The 19,333-nt window shown below is 48.1% G+C and carries 15 protein-coding genes and 1 pseudogene; 13 read left to right on the plus strand and 3 right to left on the minus strand.

Annotated features, from left to right (window positions below):
* Window positions 1-16: 16 nt before the first annotated feature.
* Together ING2E5A_RS15850 and ING2E5A_RS07340 are read right to left on the minus strand one after the other, a co-directional pair.
* Window positions 17-2,455, minus strand: a complete 2,439-nt coding sequence (locus tag ING2E5A_RS15850) for a helix-turn-helix domain-containing protein (RefSeq protein WP_071136854.1) — start codon at window positions 2,453-2,455, stop codon at window positions 17-19.
* 66 nt (window positions 2,456-2,521) lie between these two features.
* Window positions 2,522-3,475, minus strand: coding sequence for an IS1595 family transposase (locus ING2E5A_RS07340; RefSeq protein WP_071136336.1), 954 nt, complete (start codon window positions 3,473-3,475; stop codon window positions 2,522-2,524).
* A gap of 316 nt (window positions 3,476-3,791) precedes the next feature.
* On the opposite strand from ING2E5A_RS07340, the gene ING2E5A_RS07345 reads away from it, so the two are divergent.
* From ING2E5A_RS07345 to ING2E5A_RS07390, 10 genes and pseudogenes are all read left to right on the plus strand, one after another.
* Complete coding sequence (locus tag ING2E5A_RS07345) at window positions 3,792-5,120, plus strand: IS1380 family transposase (RefSeq protein WP_071136855.1); 1,329 nt, start codon at window positions 3,792-3,794, stop codon at window positions 5,118-5,120.
* Window positions 5,121-5,465: 345 nt separating this feature from the next.
* Complete coding sequence (locus ING2E5A_RS07350) at window positions 5,466-6,188, plus strand: ABC transporter ATP-binding protein (RefSeq protein WP_071138254.1); 723 nt, start codon at window positions 5,466-5,468, stop codon at window positions 6,186-6,188.
* 38 nt (window positions 6,189-6,226) lie between these two features.
* On the plus strand, window positions 6,227-7,399 hold the full coding sequence (locus ING2E5A_RS07355) for an ABC transporter permease (protein ID WP_071138255.1): 1,173 nt from the start codon (window positions 6,227-6,229) through the stop codon (window positions 7,397-7,399).
* Between the two features lie 129 nt (window positions 7,400-7,528).
* Window positions 7,529-8,800 carry an ABC transporter permease gene (locus ING2E5A_RS07360; protein ID WP_071136856.1) on the plus strand — a complete coding sequence of 424 codons (1,272 nt, stop codon included), beginning with the start codon at window positions 7,529-7,531 and terminating at the stop codon, window positions 8,798-8,800.
* Window positions 8,801-8,879: 79 nt separating this feature from the next.
* Window positions 8,880-9,614 carry an outer membrane lipoprotein-sorting protein gene (locus ING2E5A_RS07365; protein WP_071136857.1) on the plus strand — a complete coding sequence of 245 codons (735 nt, stop codon included), beginning with the start codon at window positions 8,880-8,882 and terminating at the stop codon, window positions 9,612-9,614.
* A gap of 39 nt (window positions 9,615-9,653) precedes the next feature.
* Window positions 9,654-10,043, plus strand: coding sequence for a four helix bundle protein (locus ING2E5A_RS07370; RefSeq protein WP_173652381.1), 390 nt, complete (start codon window positions 9,654-9,656; stop codon window positions 10,041-10,043).
* 61 nt (window positions 10,044-10,104) lie between these two features.
* Window positions 10,105-10,695, plus strand: coding sequence for a TetR/AcrR family transcriptional regulator (locus tag ING2E5A_RS07375; protein WP_071136859.1), 591 nt, complete (start codon window positions 10,105-10,107; stop codon window positions 10,693-10,695).
* 65 nt (window positions 10,696-10,760) lie between these two features.
* The gene (locus tag ING2E5A_RS07380; RefSeq protein WP_083373243.1) at window positions 10,761-12,041 is read left to right on the plus strand and encodes a porin family protein; all 1,281 of its coding nucleotides are present in this window, start codon (window positions 10,761-10,763) and stop codon (window positions 12,039-12,041) included.
* 435 nt (window positions 12,042-12,476) lie between these two features.
* Window positions 12,477-14,938: pseudogene (pheT, locus tag ING2E5A_RS07385) on the plus strand (phenylalanine--tRNA ligase subunit beta).
* A gap of 75 nt (window positions 14,939-15,013) precedes the next feature.
* Complete coding sequence (locus ING2E5A_RS07390; protein ID WP_071136860.1) at window positions 15,014-15,733, plus strand: YebC/PmpR family DNA-binding transcriptional regulator; 720 nt, start codon at window positions 15,014-15,016, stop codon at window positions 15,731-15,733.
* A 7-nt stretch (window positions 15,734-15,740) separates the two neighbouring features.
* On the opposite strand, the gene ING2E5A_RS15030 is transcribed toward ING2E5A_RS07390, so the two are convergent.
* Window positions 15,741-16,211: a helix-turn-helix transcriptional regulator gene (locus ING2E5A_RS15030; RefSeq protein ID WP_161941965.1), complete on the minus strand. Its 471-nt coding sequence runs from the start codon at window positions 16,209-16,211 to the stop codon at window positions 15,741-15,743.
* A gap of 369 nt (window positions 16,212-16,580) precedes the next feature.
* Between ING2E5A_RS15030 and ING2E5A_RS07400 the strand changes: the two genes are divergently transcribed.
* The 3 genes from ING2E5A_RS07400 (at window position 16,581) to ING2E5A_RS07410 (ending at window position 19,326) form a co-directional block, all read left to right on the plus strand.
* Complete coding sequence (locus ING2E5A_RS07400) at window positions 16,581-16,931, plus strand: transposase (protein ID WP_071136862.1); 351 nt, start codon at window positions 16,581-16,583, stop codon at window positions 16,929-16,931.
* 100 nt (window positions 16,932-17,031) lie between these two features.
* A complete protein-coding gene (locus tag ING2E5A_RS07405) occupies window positions 17,032-17,943 on the plus strand; it encodes an IS982 family transposase (protein ID WP_005842164.1) in 912 nt (303 codons plus the stop codon).
* A 69-nt stretch (window positions 17,944-18,012) separates the two neighbouring features.
* The gene (locus ING2E5A_RS07410; protein ID WP_071136863.1) at window positions 18,013-19,326 is read left to right on the plus strand and encodes a hypothetical protein; all 1,314 of its coding nucleotides are present in this window, start codon (window positions 18,013-18,015) and stop codon (window positions 19,324-19,326) included.
* Window positions 19,327-19,333 lie beyond the last annotated feature (7 nt).

Here is a 19,333-nt window from a genome sequence, read left to right on the forward strand (position 1 = left end):
AACCCATACAAGCAAGTTATGTAATAGATAAAGAGCGGTTTCGATGATACGCGAGGATCATCATGATCTCGGTATTCGAGAAATCGAACTGCAACGCGTAATACATGGATTCGTCGGGAGAACGTGCCCGAAGTTTCTCTTCAGCGAGCTGAAGCCTGTCCCGGGAAACAAAATCGGTTACATCCAGTTCTCCTTTTTCCACGTATTTCGCCAGATGCGTGCCGATGGTAGAAACGGCCAGGTTCCGTTCTTCGGCAATCTCCTCGATATTTTTTCCGGCACGGTGCAGTTCCAGGCTGATCCGTTGGCTGTCGCCCTTCTGTTTCTTCTCTTTCGATTTCCTTTTGGACGCTTTCTTTTCCAATAAACGAGACGGCAGGTCCCGTTCTTCGCAATAGGAGCGGATAATCGACAAAAACGCCTGTCCGTATTTTTCCACTTTGACAGCCCCGAAGCCGCTGATCTGCAATAATTCTTTTTCGTTTTGAGGCAGGTACTCTGCCATCTCGTACAACGTCTTACTGCCCGCCACGATATAGATAGGCAGATCCCGGGGTTCGCAGATTCGATCGCGCTCCTCCACCAGCAGGCGGTATAACCCGGGATGCGATAGGTCGGCCCGTGCAGTGGATGATTTCGTGTAGGCGTTCACGTGGAAAGAAGGAAGCACGAAACCGTTTCGTTCCTCGAAGTATGCTTCGATGCTCGCGTCTGATTTCATGTTGCCCAGCATGTGCTTCTTTAATGCCAAATCAGAAAAAATATCCTGAATCGCTTCGTTGTATTCAGCGGCATGATTCCGGCTATCGGTTTTTGCGGGTGATTGCCGTAAGGTTTTTATTAACCGGTCGATCTTTTCCGAGAAAAAATCATGCGCGGCATGCAATCGTTCCTGCAGATACTCCTCTTTAATAGGTTCCTGATGAAAGATGGAGCGCAATTGCACCCGGAACTTTACTGCCACCTCATCTACTGCCTGCAATTGCCCGTGAATATCACGCAGGTGAGTCAACGTTTCTTCATTGAACGACGCCCGGATTGCATCCATCTCGGATAGCATGCGCTTGCATTGCCGGGCAATCCCGGTGAAATCAAAAACCGACTCCAATAACCGTAAACGGTATACCCCACGGGCATCCGCCAATTGCTGTTCAATCGCGGTTATCGGCTGCCGGTTTTTTTCGTGGTCAATCACCTGGTAATCCGTGGAGATACTCTCCGGACGGATCTTGCTCAGGAGTACTATCCCTTCCAGCGAGCGGCACCGGCTCAGTGCCACGTATACCTGTCCCGGCGCGAAAGCCATTCCGGCGTCTATCACCGCTTTGTCGAAGGTAAGGCCCTGGCTCTTGTGAATGGTGATCGCCCACGCTAACCGCAACGGGTATTGAGAGAACTTTCCCAGCACGTTCTCCTCTACCTGCTTTGTCTCGGTATCGACCGTGTAACCGATGTTTTCCCATGTCGCACGCTCTACTTCGATATACTCGTCCTCCTTACAACGCACCACGATACGGTCGTCATCAATAGCATCGACGACGCCTATTTTTCCATTGTAAAAGCGACGGGGCGTTTCGGTATCGTTCCTCAGGAACATCACCCTGGCGCCCACCTTCAATTCCAGGACCGGCTCCGTGGGATAGTTCCTTTCGGGATAGTCTCCTCCGATCCCGGCTTCGAACGTGTAGGTTTCTCCTTCCAGTTTATCCAGCTCTTCGGCATTGATGCGGTCGGCTTTATTGTTATGGGTGGTAAGGATGATATAGTCTTCCTCTTCCGGGGGCGTAAACAGCGGGTTGTATCGTTTTTCGAGCAACCGGAAACTCTCATCGGTAAGGCTATTATCGCGAATCTCGTTTAATACACGGATAAAAGAGCTGTTTGTCTGGCGGTAAATCTTTTCAAACTCTATATAAAAAGGCGGATCTTGTATGACGGCCTGGCTATGAAAAAAATAGGGACTTTGATAATAGCGCGACAATAAACGCCATTCTTCTTCTTTTGCTACCGGCGCAAGCTGGAACATATCGCCGATAAAGATGACCTGTACCCCCCCAAAAAGCTCGTTGTTCCTGTACCGGAAATGGCGGAGGGTTGCATCCATCGCGTCCAGTAAGTCGGCACGAACCATGCTTATCTCGTCAATCACCAGCAGTTCCAATTCTTGCAGCACCCGTCGGCGGGAACTCCTCATCCGTGACTTGGCGACCAGGTTCTTTCGTCCTTCCGGCGTGGGAATGAAAGGCGTGAACGGCAACTGGAAAAAAGAATGGATCGTGGTTCCTCCCGCGTTAATGGCAGCTACCCCTGTCGGCGCGACCACGGCCATCTGTTTCCGGGAAGCTTCTTTCAGCCGATGCAGGAAGGTGGTTTTCCCGGTTCCCGCTTTTCCGGTGACAAATAAACTCCGATCGGTGTTAAGGGCAATATCGAACGCTAATTGGTAGGGATCCATCTAATACAATTTAAGATGCTCTTGAAGGGCATCATCGGGATGATACGCGAAAATAACTAAAAATGATTATCCGCAATAGTTCCTATTGTAAATTCTTGACTTGAAATCAGGAGCATACGTTACAGCGGCTATCAACAGTCTTTCAAACTGGTTTTCCCCGAAGTAACGCCTGTTGAATTTATAACAGAACTGGTTGAGGTAATATTGCAAGTATTCTGGTTTTATCTTGTAATACACGCCCAGGAGCTGTCGTTTGGCATTGCTGATCGCGGTATGCACCCAGGGCAGCACCTTGGAAAGATCCTGGTGTGGAATAACAGATGCCGTATGTGAATGAACATGCTCTTTCAATTTAGTGTAAGATGTTGAGTCATCGGTGGTCAGATCCGCCGTGCTTTCAACGTGCTCTTTGACATTCCTTGTAATTGTACCGGACTTCAAGTCACTGATCACTTTCATTTTCAGGTATCTAACCTTCTTGGGTTTCTTACCCGGCTTGGGGTTTTCAACCGTTTTGCTTTCAGCCATTACCAGCACTTTGGTCTTTTTTTGGCTCCCGCGGCCGCGCTTCAACGGTTTGTCCCTCTCTTCAAGGGATATTTCGGTGGAAAAGAAGGCGTCGTCCAACTCGATGGCTCCCTCGAGGGTGTACTCATCATCGCGTTTGCCCATCACGTCACGCAGTTTATTGACCATTTCCCATATGGGCTGGTAACGCTTGTGCCCCAGCTGGCGCTGCAGCTCCGCCGCGGAAAAGGAGCCCTTGGTCGCCGTGAGCAGGTGCATGGCCACGAACCAGTAACGGTAAGGCAGGTTGGAGTGCTGCATGACGGTGCCTGAACGCAAGGTTTGGCGTGCGCGACAACGCTTGCATTCATAGGCCTGCTTGTTTTCCAGCCAATAATGTTCTTTACAATTACAATGACGACAGGTTACTCCCATTTGGTCTCTTTGTTCTTTGAATTTTTTCCGACAGGATTCCTCATCGGGGTAATTTATAGCAAAATCCAGGATATTCATAGTTTGAATCTTTATATCGTTAGCGATGTAAATATAATGAATATCAGTGAATTGTGCAAGTGTTTTTGAAACTTATTTATAACTTTTTCCCGTTAAATTCTTTAGGAATAACTGCGGATAATCATTTAACTAAAATAGGGGATAACCCGAAATATAAAAATCCAAATTGGCTGGCAGGATTCACGCCTAAACCGATATGCACCGGCGAATAACGATCAATAAAATTATTTCCTAAAAGTCTCAAATAAAAGTTGCATGTATCAGATAAAGTATTTATCTTTAAGGTGTTAAATAAAAAATAACACTCACCTGACACATGCAATACAAAAATAGTAAAAAAATCTCATTTACTGCCTGTTCAGTAAAGAAAAAGTTCAGTTCAGAACAATTAACATCATATTCAGGGTTAAGCGTAACCTCTGATTTTATCAACCATTGCGGTATTTATGGCAAGCTGGAACATCTTTTTCCAACCATCCGCCACAATGCAAGCCGTTTCAGCACAGCCCAAATACTCTCAAGTATCCTGTTGGCATCGTTGTGCGGTGTTCACCGTTTGAAGCGGATTGAAAACTTCACCTTTGACGCCTTGGTTGCCCGCTTGTTGAAGTTACCCAAGAACATTGACCAGGACACCATCCGCCGCCATTTGACAGGTTTGGGTGAAAGGGGCGCCCGTTCGCTTCACGAGCTGTTGTTGGGTTTTACAGGCATGCAAGTTTCCCGTTGCGGTTTAAGCCGCTTGACACTTGATTGCGACTCAAGCACATTTACCGTTTACGGCAACCAACAAGGGGCTGAGGTGGGTTATAACTCGCATAAGAAGGGTTCGAAAAGCTATCACCCCATCTTATGTTTTGTCACGGAGATGAAACTGCTTGTCAATTCATGGCTCCGCCCGGGTTCAGCTTACACCTCAAACGGAGTTTGTGAGTTTGTCAAAGAAACCTTGGCCGCTCTTCCCCAAAAGGTGGAGAAGGTGTTTTTCAGGGCCGACAGCGGTTTTTTCAATGGTGGATTATTTAATTTGTTAGAAGACGGTAAACATGAATATTTGGTGAAAGTAAAGCTGAAAAACCTGAAAGATTTACTTGCCGGGCAGACTTGGCAGCCGATTGGCCCACGGACGGCGACCTGTCAGTTTACACATCAATGTAGCGGTTGGAGGAATCCCCGCATGTTTTATGCCGTGCGCATCATAAAGCAAATGGTTGAAGTCGATTATTTTGGCGAAAAACAATTTGTACCCGAGTATGAGTACTTTTGCTATTGCTCGAACCTGAAAGGATTGGATGCCTTGCAGCTCCATACCCTTTATGGATCCCGATCAGAGAGTGAGAATTGGATCGAGCAAACCAAAAACTCGCTTTGTGCGGGAAAAACCATCACGCATGATTTTTGGGTAAACGATATTCTTTGGCAACTTTCGTCATTTGCCTACAGTTTATCGGTGCTCATGCGATACCGGGGCGACTTTTGGGTTTGGCGTCAAGAGCACTCTACCTTCCGAGAATGGTTTATCCGAGTGCCGGGAAAAGTGGTGAAATCCGGCAGGCAGGTCACGGTAAAAATGCCTAAGGAGTATTACCGAAAAGCGGGGTGGCGTGATTTTGAGCAGCGAATAACGACAACGATGACCGGATGACGGATTTTCACTTAATCGTCCATCGCCATCTTTCGTGTCGTAAAAGGGTTTATGACAAGGAATTGCCATGCCTTGGAAGAGTGATAATGTTAATATATATAAAAATGCCACCATAAAAAGTAAATCAACACGTTAAACGTGCAAGAAACAGTGAAGATGAAAAGAAAATAAAACGGTATCTCTCGAAAAAAAAGAGAAATTCCGCTTTGAAAACTATTAACTTGAGTTGGGAATTTCAAATGAGATTTTTAAGTATTTTTCAAAAAAAGTATACTATTTTTGTCATAATATAATATTTTCGTATATTTGCATCCGAATAGTATACAAAACAAAAGATTCAAAACGATGAGCGAAAAAGAAAAAATCATTCGATTGACCGGTCTCGTGAAACAGTTTCCCGTGGGAGACGGCCATTTCACGGCACTGAACGGGATTAACCTGACCATCGAACGTGGGGAGTTCCTCGGGCTGGTCGGGCCCAGCGGATCGGGTAAAACCACCCTGCTGAACATCATCGGCTCGCTTGACACGCCCACAGAGGGGGAAGCGATCGTTCTGGAACACTCCGTTTCGTCACTCACCGCCAAAGAGTCGGCCGCGTTGCGCAACAAAAGCATCGGGTTTATTTTCCAGAGCTACAACCTGCTGCCGGTTCACACGGTGTACGAGAACGTGGAGTTTCCCCTGCTGCTCCAGAAGAGATCGGCCGGAGAGCGCTACAAGGCGGTAATGAACGCCCTCGAGTGGGTGGGATTAACGGATAAAGCGGCATCGCGCCCGGCACAGCTATCGGGAGGGGAGAGCCAGCGGGTAGCCATTGCCCGCGCGATGGTGAAGCGTCCCGACGTTGTCCTGGCCGACGAGCCTTCGGCAAACCTCGATGCAAAAAACTCGCATACCATCCTTCAAACAATGCGGCAACTGAACGAAGAGCTAAACACGACCTTCGTTTTCGCCACGCACGACGAGAAAGTGATGCAGTACCTTCGACGAATTGTTTATCTGGAAGACGGAAAAGTGGAAAAAGACGAGATAATTCAAGATTCAACGTTCAACATTCAAAATTGAACATAAAATCTGGAATCTTAAATTTGGAATTTGGAATTATGTTACTATTTAAAACAGCAATAAAAAACATCCTGGGCGCGGGCAGGCGTACATGGTTAAACGTGGCTGTCCTCTCTTTCACTTTCGTTCTGATGACCGCGTTCAACGGATTGATAGACGGGTGGGTGAACGACGCGATCGTGGACACCCGCGACTGGGAAACGGGAGCGGGACAATTCTGGCACGAGAACTACGACCGGTATGACGTGTTTACATTACAGGACGCGCACGGCATGCCCCCGGACGCGTTCGCTCCCTGTCTTGCCGATAAATCGCTCACTCCCATCCTCGTGATACAGGCGGTCGCGTACGAATCGGGAAACATGCAGAATATCCAGTTAAAGGGCATCGACCCGTCGCAACAACTGCTGGAGATTCCTTCACGCTATTTACACGCGGACGACGATGCCCTTAACGCGGTAATCGGCGCGAGAATGGCCCGAACGCTGAACGCGGACGAGGGAGACCGCCTGCTTATACGATGGCGGGACAAGAACGGGGCTTTTGATGCACGGGAGATCGTGATCGCGTCCATATTCAACTCGAGCATCGCCACCGTGGACGAAGGGCAGGTGTGGATCGCCCTTGATAAGCTCCGTGAAATGACCGGAATGCAGGACGAAGCAACCTACCTGGTAAGATCGGCCGACTGTCCCCTTGAACAGGACGTGAACGGGTGGCACTATAAAGATTCGGATTTCCTGCTGGAGGACCTCTACCTCATGGCGCAACACAGCCGCGTGGAGTCGCTCATCATCTTCACCATCCTGCTGGCCATCGCTTTGTTGGCGGTATTCGATACCCAGACGCTCTCCATCTTCCGACGCCAAAAGGAGATAGGAACCTATATCTCCCTCGGAATGACACCCAAGCAGGTGACAAGACTATTCACGCTGGAAGGCACTACCTACAGCCTGCTGGGCATACTGGTGGGTGTTCTCTGGGGAACACCCCTTTTATACTGGTACGGACAAACAGGAATCACGCTGCCGGAAAGTTACACCGAGATTGGCCTGGGCATGCGTGAAACCATGCGACCCGTATACGACCCCGGGACAATCCTGACCAGCATCGCGATCATCATATTCATGTCGATGCTGATAAGCTGGCTCCCCACCCGTAAAATAGCCAAAAGCAACGTGGTAGAAGCATTAAAAGGAAGAATCACCTGAGATCATTCAAGATTTCAGATTCAAGATTCATAATTTATGAATGGATGAATTGAAACAACGTTCGGCGGAGCCAAAATCGACGTAGTCGAATCTTGAATTTTAAATTTTAAATTTTGAATTTGTAAAATTATGTTTGCATTTTTATGGAAAGGAATCATCCGGGATAAAAGCAGGAGCCTGCTGCCCGTTATTGTCGTGGCCATCGGTGTTTTTGCCATCATCTTTGCTTACGGGCTGATAAGCGGCATGATGTCGAACATGATTCAAGCTACCGCGAACTTTCAAACCGGCCACCTGAAAGTAATGACGCGGGCGTACAGCGACAACCAGGGACAAAAACCCAACGATCTGGCACTGTTAGACGCGGATATGCTCGTGGAACAGCTAACGGCTGATTTTCCCGGCGTGGAGTGGGTTCCCCGTATCTTTTTCGGTGGCCTCCTCGATATTCCCGATCAGGACGGCGAGACCAGAGCGCAAGGGCCGGTATCGGGAACGGCCTACGATTTCCTGTCGGGCAATAATGGCGAGATAGAGCGCATCGGTTTGAGAACCGCGCTGGTATCCGGCAACATTATCCGACAACCGAACGAGATCATCATCAGCATCGATTTTGCAGAAACACACGAGGTTCTTCCCGGGGACAGGATTACTTTTTTCGGTTCCACGATGCATGGGGCGATGAGTTTTGCCAACTATACCGTGGCGGGAATTGCACGCTTCGGCATGGCACAGCTCGATAGGGGAGCCGTTATATTGGATATCTCGGACGCGCGGCTGCTATTGGATATGGAGAACGCGACGAGTGAACTGTTCGGCTATCTTCCCGGTAACACGTACGACCAGGAGGAGACGGAGCGGATAAAGTCGGCGTTCAATGAACGGTACACCGATGAAACAGACGAGTTCGCGCCGGTGATGCTTCAATTGGTGGATCAAAATTTCATGAACCAAACCATCGCGATGATGGACGCGATATTGGTTATCATGGTGATTCTACTGGTGGTCGCGCTCTCCATCGTTCTTTGGAACACGGGCGTGTTAGGAGGGATAAGACGTTATAACGAGTTTGGCGTACGCCTGGCTTTGGGGGAAGAAAAAAAGCATATCTATCGCACCCTGTTGAGCGAATCAATGCTGATAGGTGTGATCGGGTCCGCGGTCGGGACTGCCGCGGGAGTTGCCCTCTCGCTCTACCTGCAGAAGCATGGCATCGACTACAGCGCGATGATGGAAAACGTGAACATGATGATCACCCCCGTCATTCGATCGGAAGTGACGCCCCAACTCTATTATATAGGATTTATCCCGGGTGTTATCTCCATGCTTGTCGGATCGGCACTGGCCGGGACAGCCGTTTACAAGCGTAACACGGCCATGTTGTTTAAGGAACTGGATTAAACTATTCAAGATTCAAAATTCAAGATTCAAAATTACGGTAATCTGAAATCTGGAATCTGAAATCTGAAATTATAAAATTATGAAAAAGCTAACTGTATTATTACTTATTACTGTTTTTACAAGTTCTGTTTTCGCGCAAGACGCGGAACAGATTATCAGGGACGTGGACAGGAACCTCTCTGCCGACAGCCGGATCGTGGAATCGAGCATGACGGTACACGGGAGGCGAAGCAGCCGCACGATGACTTCAAAAAGTTATACCGTCGGAAATGAAAAATCGTTCACGGAATACCTCTCGCCCGCGCGCGAAAAAGGGACGAAGATGTTGAAGCTGGACAAAGAGATGTGGCTTTATTCACCTTCGACCGACCGCACGATCATGATCTCGGGACATATGCTGCGGCAATCGGTGATGGGTTCCGATCTGTCCTACGAGGATATGATGGAGGATCGAAAGCTTTCCGATATGTACACCGCTTCACTTGCCGGCGAAGAGACCATAGAGGGGCGCGCGTGTCATGTCCTGCAGCTGAAATCCAAAGTGGCCGACGCGGCCTACGATGTTCAAAAGCTATGGGTCGATATCGAGCGGCTCGTCCCGTTGAAACAAGAGCTCTACGCGAAAAGCGGGCAGCTCCTCAAACAGGTAAGCCTGGGCGACGTGCAACGGGTCAATGACCGGTGGTATCCCATGAAGATGGTATACAAGGATATGCTCAAGGATGGTAAGGGAACAGAATGGATGATCACGAAGATTGAATTCGACACACGAATACCGGAACATGTTTTCTCGAAAGCAAGTTTGAAACAATAGGATTTAAGATTCAAGATTCAAAATTTAAGATTTAAGATTATGTCGAAGATAGAACGTTTCGAAGATTTAGAAGTATGGAAAATGGCTCGTTCTTTTTCGAAGAATATATACCTGATATTAGAGAAAGAGCTCTTTTTGAAAGACTTTCGGTTACGAGATCAAATGAGAGGATCTGTCGGATCAATTATGGATAATATTGCAGAGGGATTTGAACGTAACGGCAATAAGGAATTTGTTCAGTTTCTCTTTATATCAAAAGGTTCTTGCGGAGAAGTTCGTAGTCAACTATACAGAGCGTTAGATATAGGATATATTTGTCAAGAAGAATTTGATAAGCTATATCAGGAAGCATTAAAGATATCTCAATCCCTGTCCGGATTTATCAAATATTTAAAGGCTTCTGAGTTTCAAGGAACAAAATATAAATAAAATCTGGAATCTGAAATCTGAAATCTGGAATCTGAAATCTGGAATCTGAAATTATAAACATATGACGAAAAAGCAAAACGATATTTTTGAGGCGGCAAAAAAACTCTTTTACAAGTTTGGCGTACGAAGAGTGACGATTGAAGATATTTGTGAGGAAGCCAACGCGAGTAAAATGACATTTTACAAGTATTTTCCTAACAAAATAGAACTGGTTAAAGCCGTTGTAGACAATTATTTTTCCAATGCAATGGAAAAATATCGGGAAATGATGCAATCAGAAATAACGGCTGAAGAAAAAATCAGGAGAACATTTGAATTAAAGTTGGAAAGTGCCATGGGCCTCGAAATGGATTTTCTGGCAGATCTGTATAAATATCCCGACGACGCGCTTAAGGAACATTTAAACGTATGGAAACAGAGAAGCATCGATCTCACGAAAAGCTGGTTTATTGAAATGCAACAAAACGGACTGATCATAAAAGAGCTCAATTTCCCGGTTTTCATGCTGTATGCCGACGCCATACAATCTTTTGTCCTCAACGATGAAACGATGAATTTTTTCGGGACTACGCGAGAATTAACGCACACCGTCTCAAGGCTCTTATTGTACGGCATCACGGAAAGAAAAGGAGAAGAAAACCCGACGGAATAGTTTTTTGACGGATAGGGCTTCAGTGGGATCTGAAATCTGAAATCTGAAACCTGAAATTGTAAACAATGAACAAGACTTATATACTCCTACTATTTGCTTTCTATGTATCCTTGTTAGCTGCACAAGGAAGCAACAATTCCACGAAATTCCCAGGAAATCAAACAGAATATGAGGCGGAAAGAGACAGCGTGGTGCATCCGGGAAAAGACGTTACGGAAGATCAACCAGAACGTGAGACAGACCGAGACAGCGTGGTAAACAGGGGAAACAGGCCGGCAAGAGATCCTATCCAATTTCGATACAGCGGGCAGCTATCCGGATGGGGACAGGTTACTCCCGATACCCCCACGAAAGGGTGGCTGGGAGGGCGTTACATTCCACAGATCAATCTCACTCAACCGCTTGAAAACAATCAATTAATAGACCTCGAAGCATCCGTCAACCTCTTCGGCGATATAGGGATCCGCTCGTTCGACAATACCTCAACCGACGCTACAATAAAACCGTACAGGGCATGGGCACGTTATGCATCCACAAGAGCGGAAGTAAGGCTTGGCCTGCAAAAAATTAATTTCGGCTCGGCCCAAATGTTCCGCCCGCTGATGTGGTTCGACAGCATGGACCCGCGTGACCCGCTACAGCTCACCGATGGAGTCTGGGGAGGACTGTTCCGGTACTACTTCCCCAATAATACCACCTTGTGGTTGTGGTCCCTCTACGGCAACGATAAGAACAAAGGGTGGGAAATACTCCCTTCATCCAGTTCGTTCCCCGAAATAGGCGGCAGGGTGCAGATACCGATCCCAAAAGGAGAAGGAGCGCTCTCCTATCATTTCCGCGAAGCGGATGCAAGCGCGTACGGCCTTGAAAAGATCGCGGAAAACCGTTTCGGGCTTGATGTGCGGCTCGACGCGACCGTGGGACTCTGGTTCGAAAGCTCGTGGACGCACCTGAACGGCGACATGGGCGAACTTACCAACCAACAGATGGCAACATTGGGAACGGATTACACGTTCGGGATCGGGAACGGCCTTGGCCTCACCTTTGAACAGTTCTTCTATTCATACGGCGAGAGAGGGATCGACTTCAACCAATCACTCAACTTCTCGGGGCTGAACCTCTCCTACCCGCTCTCGATGGCCGATAACCTCAGCGCGATGGTGTATTACGACTGGGGGAACCAGCGTTTTTATAATTTTCTAAACTGGCAACATCAACGAAACAACGTGACCTTCTACACGATCGGGTACTGGAACCCGAGCGAATTCGGCATTCCTTCCCAAATGGGTACTGGATCCCGCTTTGCCGGTAAAGGCATCCAACTAATTATTGCCTGGCATCACTGATACACGTTCATCAATTAGCAATTAATTTGGCGCGAGATACCAAAACCGGCGAACTGAAAACCATGCTCTACTCTATAACCAATAGATTTGAATACAGGGTGGTCGGGGAGACCATAACAGGGAAGGTGATCGAATCGAGAAGCAATCCTCAAGGGATTCTATGGAGATTTGAGGGAGGGTATTGGTTTTTTTTGTAATTTTGAAACCTATTTCAAAAAAGAACCGGATTCCAGATTTTTATTGGTTTGTATGGGGTTATGTCCCATATTGACCTGGTATGTTTATAAAACGATCAGATAAAACAATCGCGTGAAACGAGCATGAGAGACAAGGACTCGTGAAGACAAGATTAAAACATCTTGGTCCTTGAATCTGAAATCTTGAATCTGAAATTTGAAATCCGGAATCCGGAATCTTAAAGATAAAAACAATCGTATGAATATTTCGTACAACTGGCTCAAAGAGTACCTGCAATTCGACCTTTCCCCGCGAGAGACTGCCGATGCCCTCACGGACATCGGGCTGGAAGCCGAAGGGGTGGAAGAGATTCAATCCATAAAGGGAGGGCTGGAAGGACTGGTGATCGGCGAGGTGCTTACCTGCACGGCGCACCCCAATTCCGACCACCTGCACCTGACCACCGTGGATATCGGTAACGGCGAAGCCCCGCTCGACATCGTGTGCGGTGCACCCAACGTGGCTGCCGGCCAAAAAGTGGTGGTAGCCACCATCGGTACAAAGCTGTATATAGACGAGAAAGAGTTCACCATCAAACGCTCCAAGATACGGGGCGAAGAGTCCAGGGGCATGATTTGCGCCGAAGACGAGATCGGCATCAGCACATCGCACGACGGCATTATCGTGCTCCCCGACGATGCGGTAGTGGGCACTCCCGCCAAAGAATACTACAACGTGCAGAGCGATCACCTGCTGGAGATCGACATCACGCCCAACCGGGTGGACGCCGCTTCGCATTTTGGCGTGGCACGCGACTTGGCGGCCTACCTGAAGCAGGCCGGAAAGCCGTGCGAGCTGAAGAAGCCGTCGGTAGAGGCGTTCGCGGTCGATACCGACAACGGAGGTATCGAGGTGATCGTGGAAAACAGCACCGCCTGTCCCCGCTACTCGGGGCTGACCATCCGCGGGGTGACGGTGAAAGAGAGCCCCGGTTGGCTAAAAAACTACCTGACGACCATCGGGCTGCGCCCCATCAACAACGTGGTGGATATCACCAATTTCGTGCTTCACGAAACGGGACACCCCCTCCACGCGTTCGACGCGGCATACATCACCGGCGATGAGGTAGTGATTCGTACCCTGCCGGCGAAAACAAAATTCATCACGCTCGACGAGCAGGAACGTGAACTCGACGAGAACGACCTGATGATCTGCAACTCCGAAGAGGGGATGTGCATCGCGGGGGTGTTCGGCGGGCTGCACTCGGGAGTCACGGAACAAACCCGGGACGTGTTCCTGGAATCGGCCTACTTTAACCCCACGTGGGTACGAAAGACCGCCCGGCGACACGGGCTGAACACCGACTCGTCGTTCCGCTTCGAGCGAGGAGCCGACCCTAACAACACGGTCCACGTGCTGAAACGAGCCGCCATGCTGATCAAAGAAATGGCCGGCGGAACCATCGCGGGAGCCATACGGGATATCTATCCCACGCCCATCGAGCGGCCGCGGGTGACGCTCTCCTACCAAAAGATAACATCGCTAATCGGTAAAGAGATCCCCCCGCGAGCGTGAAGAGCATCCTTCATAGCCTGGAGGTCGAGATCGAAAGCGAAACGGAGAACGAACTCCAGTTGCGTGTTCCCACCTACCGGATAGACGTCACCCGCGACGTGGACGTGATCGAGGACATCCTGCGTATCTACGGGTACAATAACGTGGAGATCAGCGATTCGCTAAAGGCAAACCTGTCATACCAGACCCCGACCGACCGCAAACAGAAACTGCAAACGCTTGTATCGGAACAACTCACCGCGAACGGGTTCCACGAGATCATGAACAACTCGCTGACCAAAAAGAGTTACTACGAATCGCGCGCGACCTACCCGGCCAAAAACAGCGTATCATTAGTAAACCCGTTGAGCAACGATCTGGGTGTCATGCGCCAGACACTCCTCTTCGGGGGACTCGAGAGCATTGCCTACAACCGCAACCGGAAGCATCTCGACCTTCGCTTTTATGAATTCGGGAACTGCTACTTCTACGATCGGGAACGGAAGAAAGAAGACAATATACTGGCCGAGTACTCGGAGGAGTTCCATATTGGCTTGTGGATATGCGGAAAACGTACCCATAAAAACTGGGCGGCCGCGGAAGAGCAAAGCTCGGTGTACGAACTGAAAGCGCACGTGGAGAATATCCTGAAGAGGTTGGGAATAAACGAAAATCGGTTGGTTTTCGAATCGATCGAAAACGATATTCTATCCACGGGGATAAGCATCCGCACACGGAAACACCCTGTCGGGAGCTTTGGCATCGTCTCCCCGGGAATCCGGAAATCGTTCGATATCGAAACCGATGTTTTCTATGCTGAACTGAACTGGGACCGGCTGATGAAAGAAACCGAGAAGCAGCCGGTACGTTTCTCCGAAATCTCTAAATTCCCTGCCGTGAGCAGGGACCTGGCACTGCTGGTCGACCGGCAGATCCCCTTCTCGCGGATCCGCCAGATAGCCTTCGAATCGGAGAAGAAGCTGCTGAGAGAAGTATCGCTGTTCGACGTGTACGAAGGCAAAAACCTGCCGGAAGGCAAGAAGTCCTACGCGGTGAATTTCCTGTTGCAAGACGAGGAGAAAACGCTTACCGACAATCAGATCGACAAGGCAATGAAGAAGATCCAGCAAAACCTGGAAAAAGAATTGGAAGCACAACTAAGGTAACCCCTTGGCAACGATTAAACAATAACTTATCGCCCTGGTACTTTCCACGAAAGTGTCAGGGTAAAACGGATAAACATGGGAAGAGCATTTGAATACCGCAAAGCAACCAAGATGAAACGCTGGGGCAATATGGCCCGCGTATTCACGAAATTAGGAAAACAGATCACTATTGCTGTCCGTGAGGGTGGCCCCGATGCTGACACCAACCCGCGTTTACGCGTATTGATACAGCAGGCGAAGAAAGAGAATATGCCGAAAGACAACGTGGAGCGGGCCATCAAAAAGGCGACCGACAAGGATCACTCCGATTATAAAGAAGTGGTATATGAAGGATACGGGCCTTATGGCATCGCGATCGTGGTGGAAACGGCAACCGATAATACCACGCGCACCGTGGCTAATGTACGCAGCTATTTCAATAAGCACGGCGGTTCGCTGGGAACAACCGGCAGCCTGGAATTCTTATTCGAACACAAGTGCGTCTTTAAAATAGCCCCGAAGGAAGGAATGGCCCTTGATGAGTTGGAGCTGGAACTGATCGACTTTGGAGTAGATGAAGTAGTGGAAGAGGAAGAAGATATCCTCCTTTATGGTGACTTCAAATCCTACTCCGAGATACAAACCTACCTCGAGGAGAACGACTTCGAGATCCATTCGGCCGAGTTTGAACGCATTCCACACGACACCAAGGAATTGAACGACGAAGAACGAGCACAAATAGAGAAATTACTCGAGAAGTTTGAAGAGGACGAGGATGTTCAAAATGTATTTCATAATATGGCGGAAGAATCCTGATCACAAGCTATCCGGTGGTATCGTCCAGCATTTTCAGGTATTGATACAGATCTGTTTTGGAAGGTATTCCCAGCCTTTTGCGAAGACGGTTCTTCCGGGTTTGAACAGAGCGGTGCTCCACGGTGAGAATCTGAGCGATTTCTTTTGAGGTGAAATGAAGGTAAATTAACACGCAAAACGAATATTCCGAATTGGTAAGGTTCGGATGGCGCGTGTAAATATCGCGGGTAAAATGGGGGTAGAGCTCGTTGAAGCGGACAAGAAATGCATCATCGTTCTTTTTGGCTAAAGCAATTACCTCTTTTGCCGCATCGCTCAATTTCCCTTCCAGTTCTGCCACTTCGCTCTCCTTTTCGGCAATAATTTTTTTATTCCGTTTTCTCCAAGAGTACCAGAGAAGTAGGGTCAACAAGATAAAAGCGGCAGCACTAATGGCGATATAGAATAGGGTTACCCTAAATCTGAAGGTGGTTTGCACGTGATGCTCATCCAGCAGTGCAGTGACCGCTTTATCCAGGGCATTGGCATTGGTGGCGTTTAGTTCTTTCTCTAATTCACTCTTTTTATGGAGGTAATGCCGTGAAGAATCGGGCTCTTCGATGTGTAGATAGGCATCCGAGATCGCTTGGTAGAGGGAGAGAAGACCCTGATTGATCCCTGTTTCTTTCTGGTTATTTAATCCTTTGAGTCCGCTCCGAAAAGTCGGAGGGATAATTTTAGTTTATAATTTTTCCTGTTCATAACCTTTTATTCACCGGGTGATTTTCACCCTGAAAAATCTCCTTGAAATATTCGCGTATGTAATTATTATTCATTATCTTAGCGGTGTATTTAAACTCGTTACAACATGTTTAAGAAATCAGATTCCCATAGTCAATTAGACCTGTTTTCATCGCCAACGGAGTACTTCAGGGGCTCCAAGAAGAAGGAATACCTGAAAGATGGCTCCTGGCATAACCTGTTTCGCAAAGAGGTCGTGATGCGCGTTGACGAGAATATATTCAGCGTGCTCTATTCCGAGGGTAACGGCGCGCCCAACGCTTCGATACGCGTACTGGTCGGGATGATGATCCTGAAGGAGGGCCAGGGATGGAGCGACAGGCAGCTTTTTTCCGAATGCGGGTACAACCTTTTGACTCGAAGCGCGCTGGGACTCATGTCCCTCGAGGACGCCGAGCCGGTCCCGTCCACCTATTAACGTGAGTTCGGGATAAGAAAATCATAAAAAAAGTTGTGATATAGGGAGATTATTTGTATATTTATAGCTGTTAATCAAACAAATAACAAACATCAACCCTATGATCACAACAGACAAAGTTATTGAAATATTTTGTATTGCCGACGATTTTTGTGCAGAATATGAGAATGAAATCCGGAATCACCAACTTCAAGCAGGTGACATAACGAAAAGGAGAAACAGGAAAACGCAAATGTCTCAGAGCGAGATTATTGCCGTGATGGTCTGCTTCCACTGTGGAACCTTTCATAATTTCAAGAATTATTACCTGTTTTATATTTGCAAGCACATGAAGAGCTATTTTCCAAATGCCGTTTCCTACAACCGTTTTGTCGAGTTGCAACCCAGGGTGATTGTACCTTTCATGCTGTTGCTCAAACTCTTTGGATTTGGTGAATGCACAGGCATTACATATGTGGATAGCACTCCAATCAAAGTATGTCATAACAAGCGTATCCACTCGAATAAAGTATTCAGGGATTTGGCACAAAGAGGGAAAAGTACGATGGGCTGGTTTTTTGGATTCAAGCTTCATCTGGTCTGTAATGAAAAGGGTGAATTGCTGAATTTCTCTCTCACAAAAGGCAATGTCGACGATAGAAACCCTGACGTAATCAATGTTCTTACCAAAGATCTTTTCGGTAAACTATATGCAGACAAGGGTTACATCAGCACAAAGCTCTTCGAGATGCTGTTTGACCAGGGAGTTCATTTAGTGACCGGTATACGCTCAAATATGAAAAATTCCCTGATGTCATTCCGCGACAAGATTCTCTTACGCAAAAGATCTGTAATTGAGTCCATCAATGATGAACTGAAGAATATCTGCCAGATAGAACATTCAAGGCATCGTTCCACACATAATTTCATCATGAACATAATTGCTGCATTGGTGGCATATTGTTTCTTTCCCAAAAAGCCTTCAATCAAATTTGAAGTGGAAAAGTCAAGTCAATTAACCATTTGGGGATAATATGTTATCCCGAACTCACGTTATTACCTTTTCCGCCGTAACCTGGTTGAACACGAGAAGGAACACGGCGTGGACCTGTTCAAGGAGTGCCAGTCGCGAATCACCCGCGACCAGGCCCTCGAGTTCAACGTGGAAGGCAAGCGGGTGCGCATGGACAGCAAGCTGGTCGGCAGCAACATCGCCTGGTACTCCCGGTACGAGTTGATCCACGAGACCCTTCGCCTGTTCATCGCTGAAAGAGAGGAGCATATCTTCAAAAGAAGCCTTTCCAAAGAGATGTTCTCCCTTATCGAGAGCATCCGGGGCGAAACGGGAAACAAGGTGGTCTACCGCAGCACGAAGGAGGAGGTGGACGCCCGTTTCTTGGAGTTGGGCAAACTAATGTACCTGTTTATCAACCTCTTCAAGAAGCATGACTATGGACAGTACGGGACCCTTAAAGCGGTCTTCGAGCAGCAATACACCGTCAGCCGGGAAAAGGTCGTCCTCCCGCTCGAGAAGGAAAAGGTGAGCGCCAAGTCCATCCAGTCGCCCCACGACACCGACTGCCACTACCGCGACAAGGACGGCAACAAGGTCAAGGGGTACTCGGTGAACATCACCGAGACATGCGATCAGGCGGGGGATGGGCAAGAGGCGGCGTTGAACCTGGTAACCGACACGCGGGTAAAGGAGGTTTCAGCCCCGGACAACGGTTTCTTTCAGCAAGCCCTGGAACAGACACGGGAAGTAACAACCGGCGAGATCGAGAAGGTGCATGCCGACGGGGCTTACAACAGTGCCGAGAACCGGGAGTACTGCCAAAGCGATGAAAGCGGCATCGACATGGTGATCACCGCCATTCAGGGAGCGATGCCGAGATATGACATCCGCCTGGATGAACATGACGATAGCAACCTGATAGTCAAAGATAACAAGACGGGGGAACTAGTACAATCGTACCCGGTAAAACCCCGGGGAGACAAGACGAAAAGGAAATGGAGTATCAAGACCGGTGAAAGGAAATACCGCTACTTCGACGAGGAAAACCTCAGGGTTGCCGGGTTGCGACGGAAACTAAAGGATATCCCCCCGGGGGAATCCTGCCTCAGGAACAATGTCGAGGCGACCATCTTCCAGCTTGGCTACCATTACCCGGATGACAAGAGCCGTTACAGGACACTTGCCAAGCACAAGCTATGGGCTTACTCCCGCTCGTTGTGGATAAACTTCGTCAGGATAGCAAATTACACGACGCGAACATGTCAAAGAGCACTTTCGGGGCAAAAAACGTCCCGATATATGACTAATTTATGTTTCAATATGCATATTATTGTAAACAAATTTATTTTCAACAAGAACAATCAAAACTGTCCGGCGAAATCGCTTTTTTCAGCAATTTGAAAAAAAG

It is taken from the genome of Petrimonas mucosa, from assembly GCF_900095795.1.
Lineage (GTDB): Bacteria > Bacteroidota > Bacteroidia > Bacteroidales > Dysgonomonadaceae > Petrimonas > Petrimonas mucosa.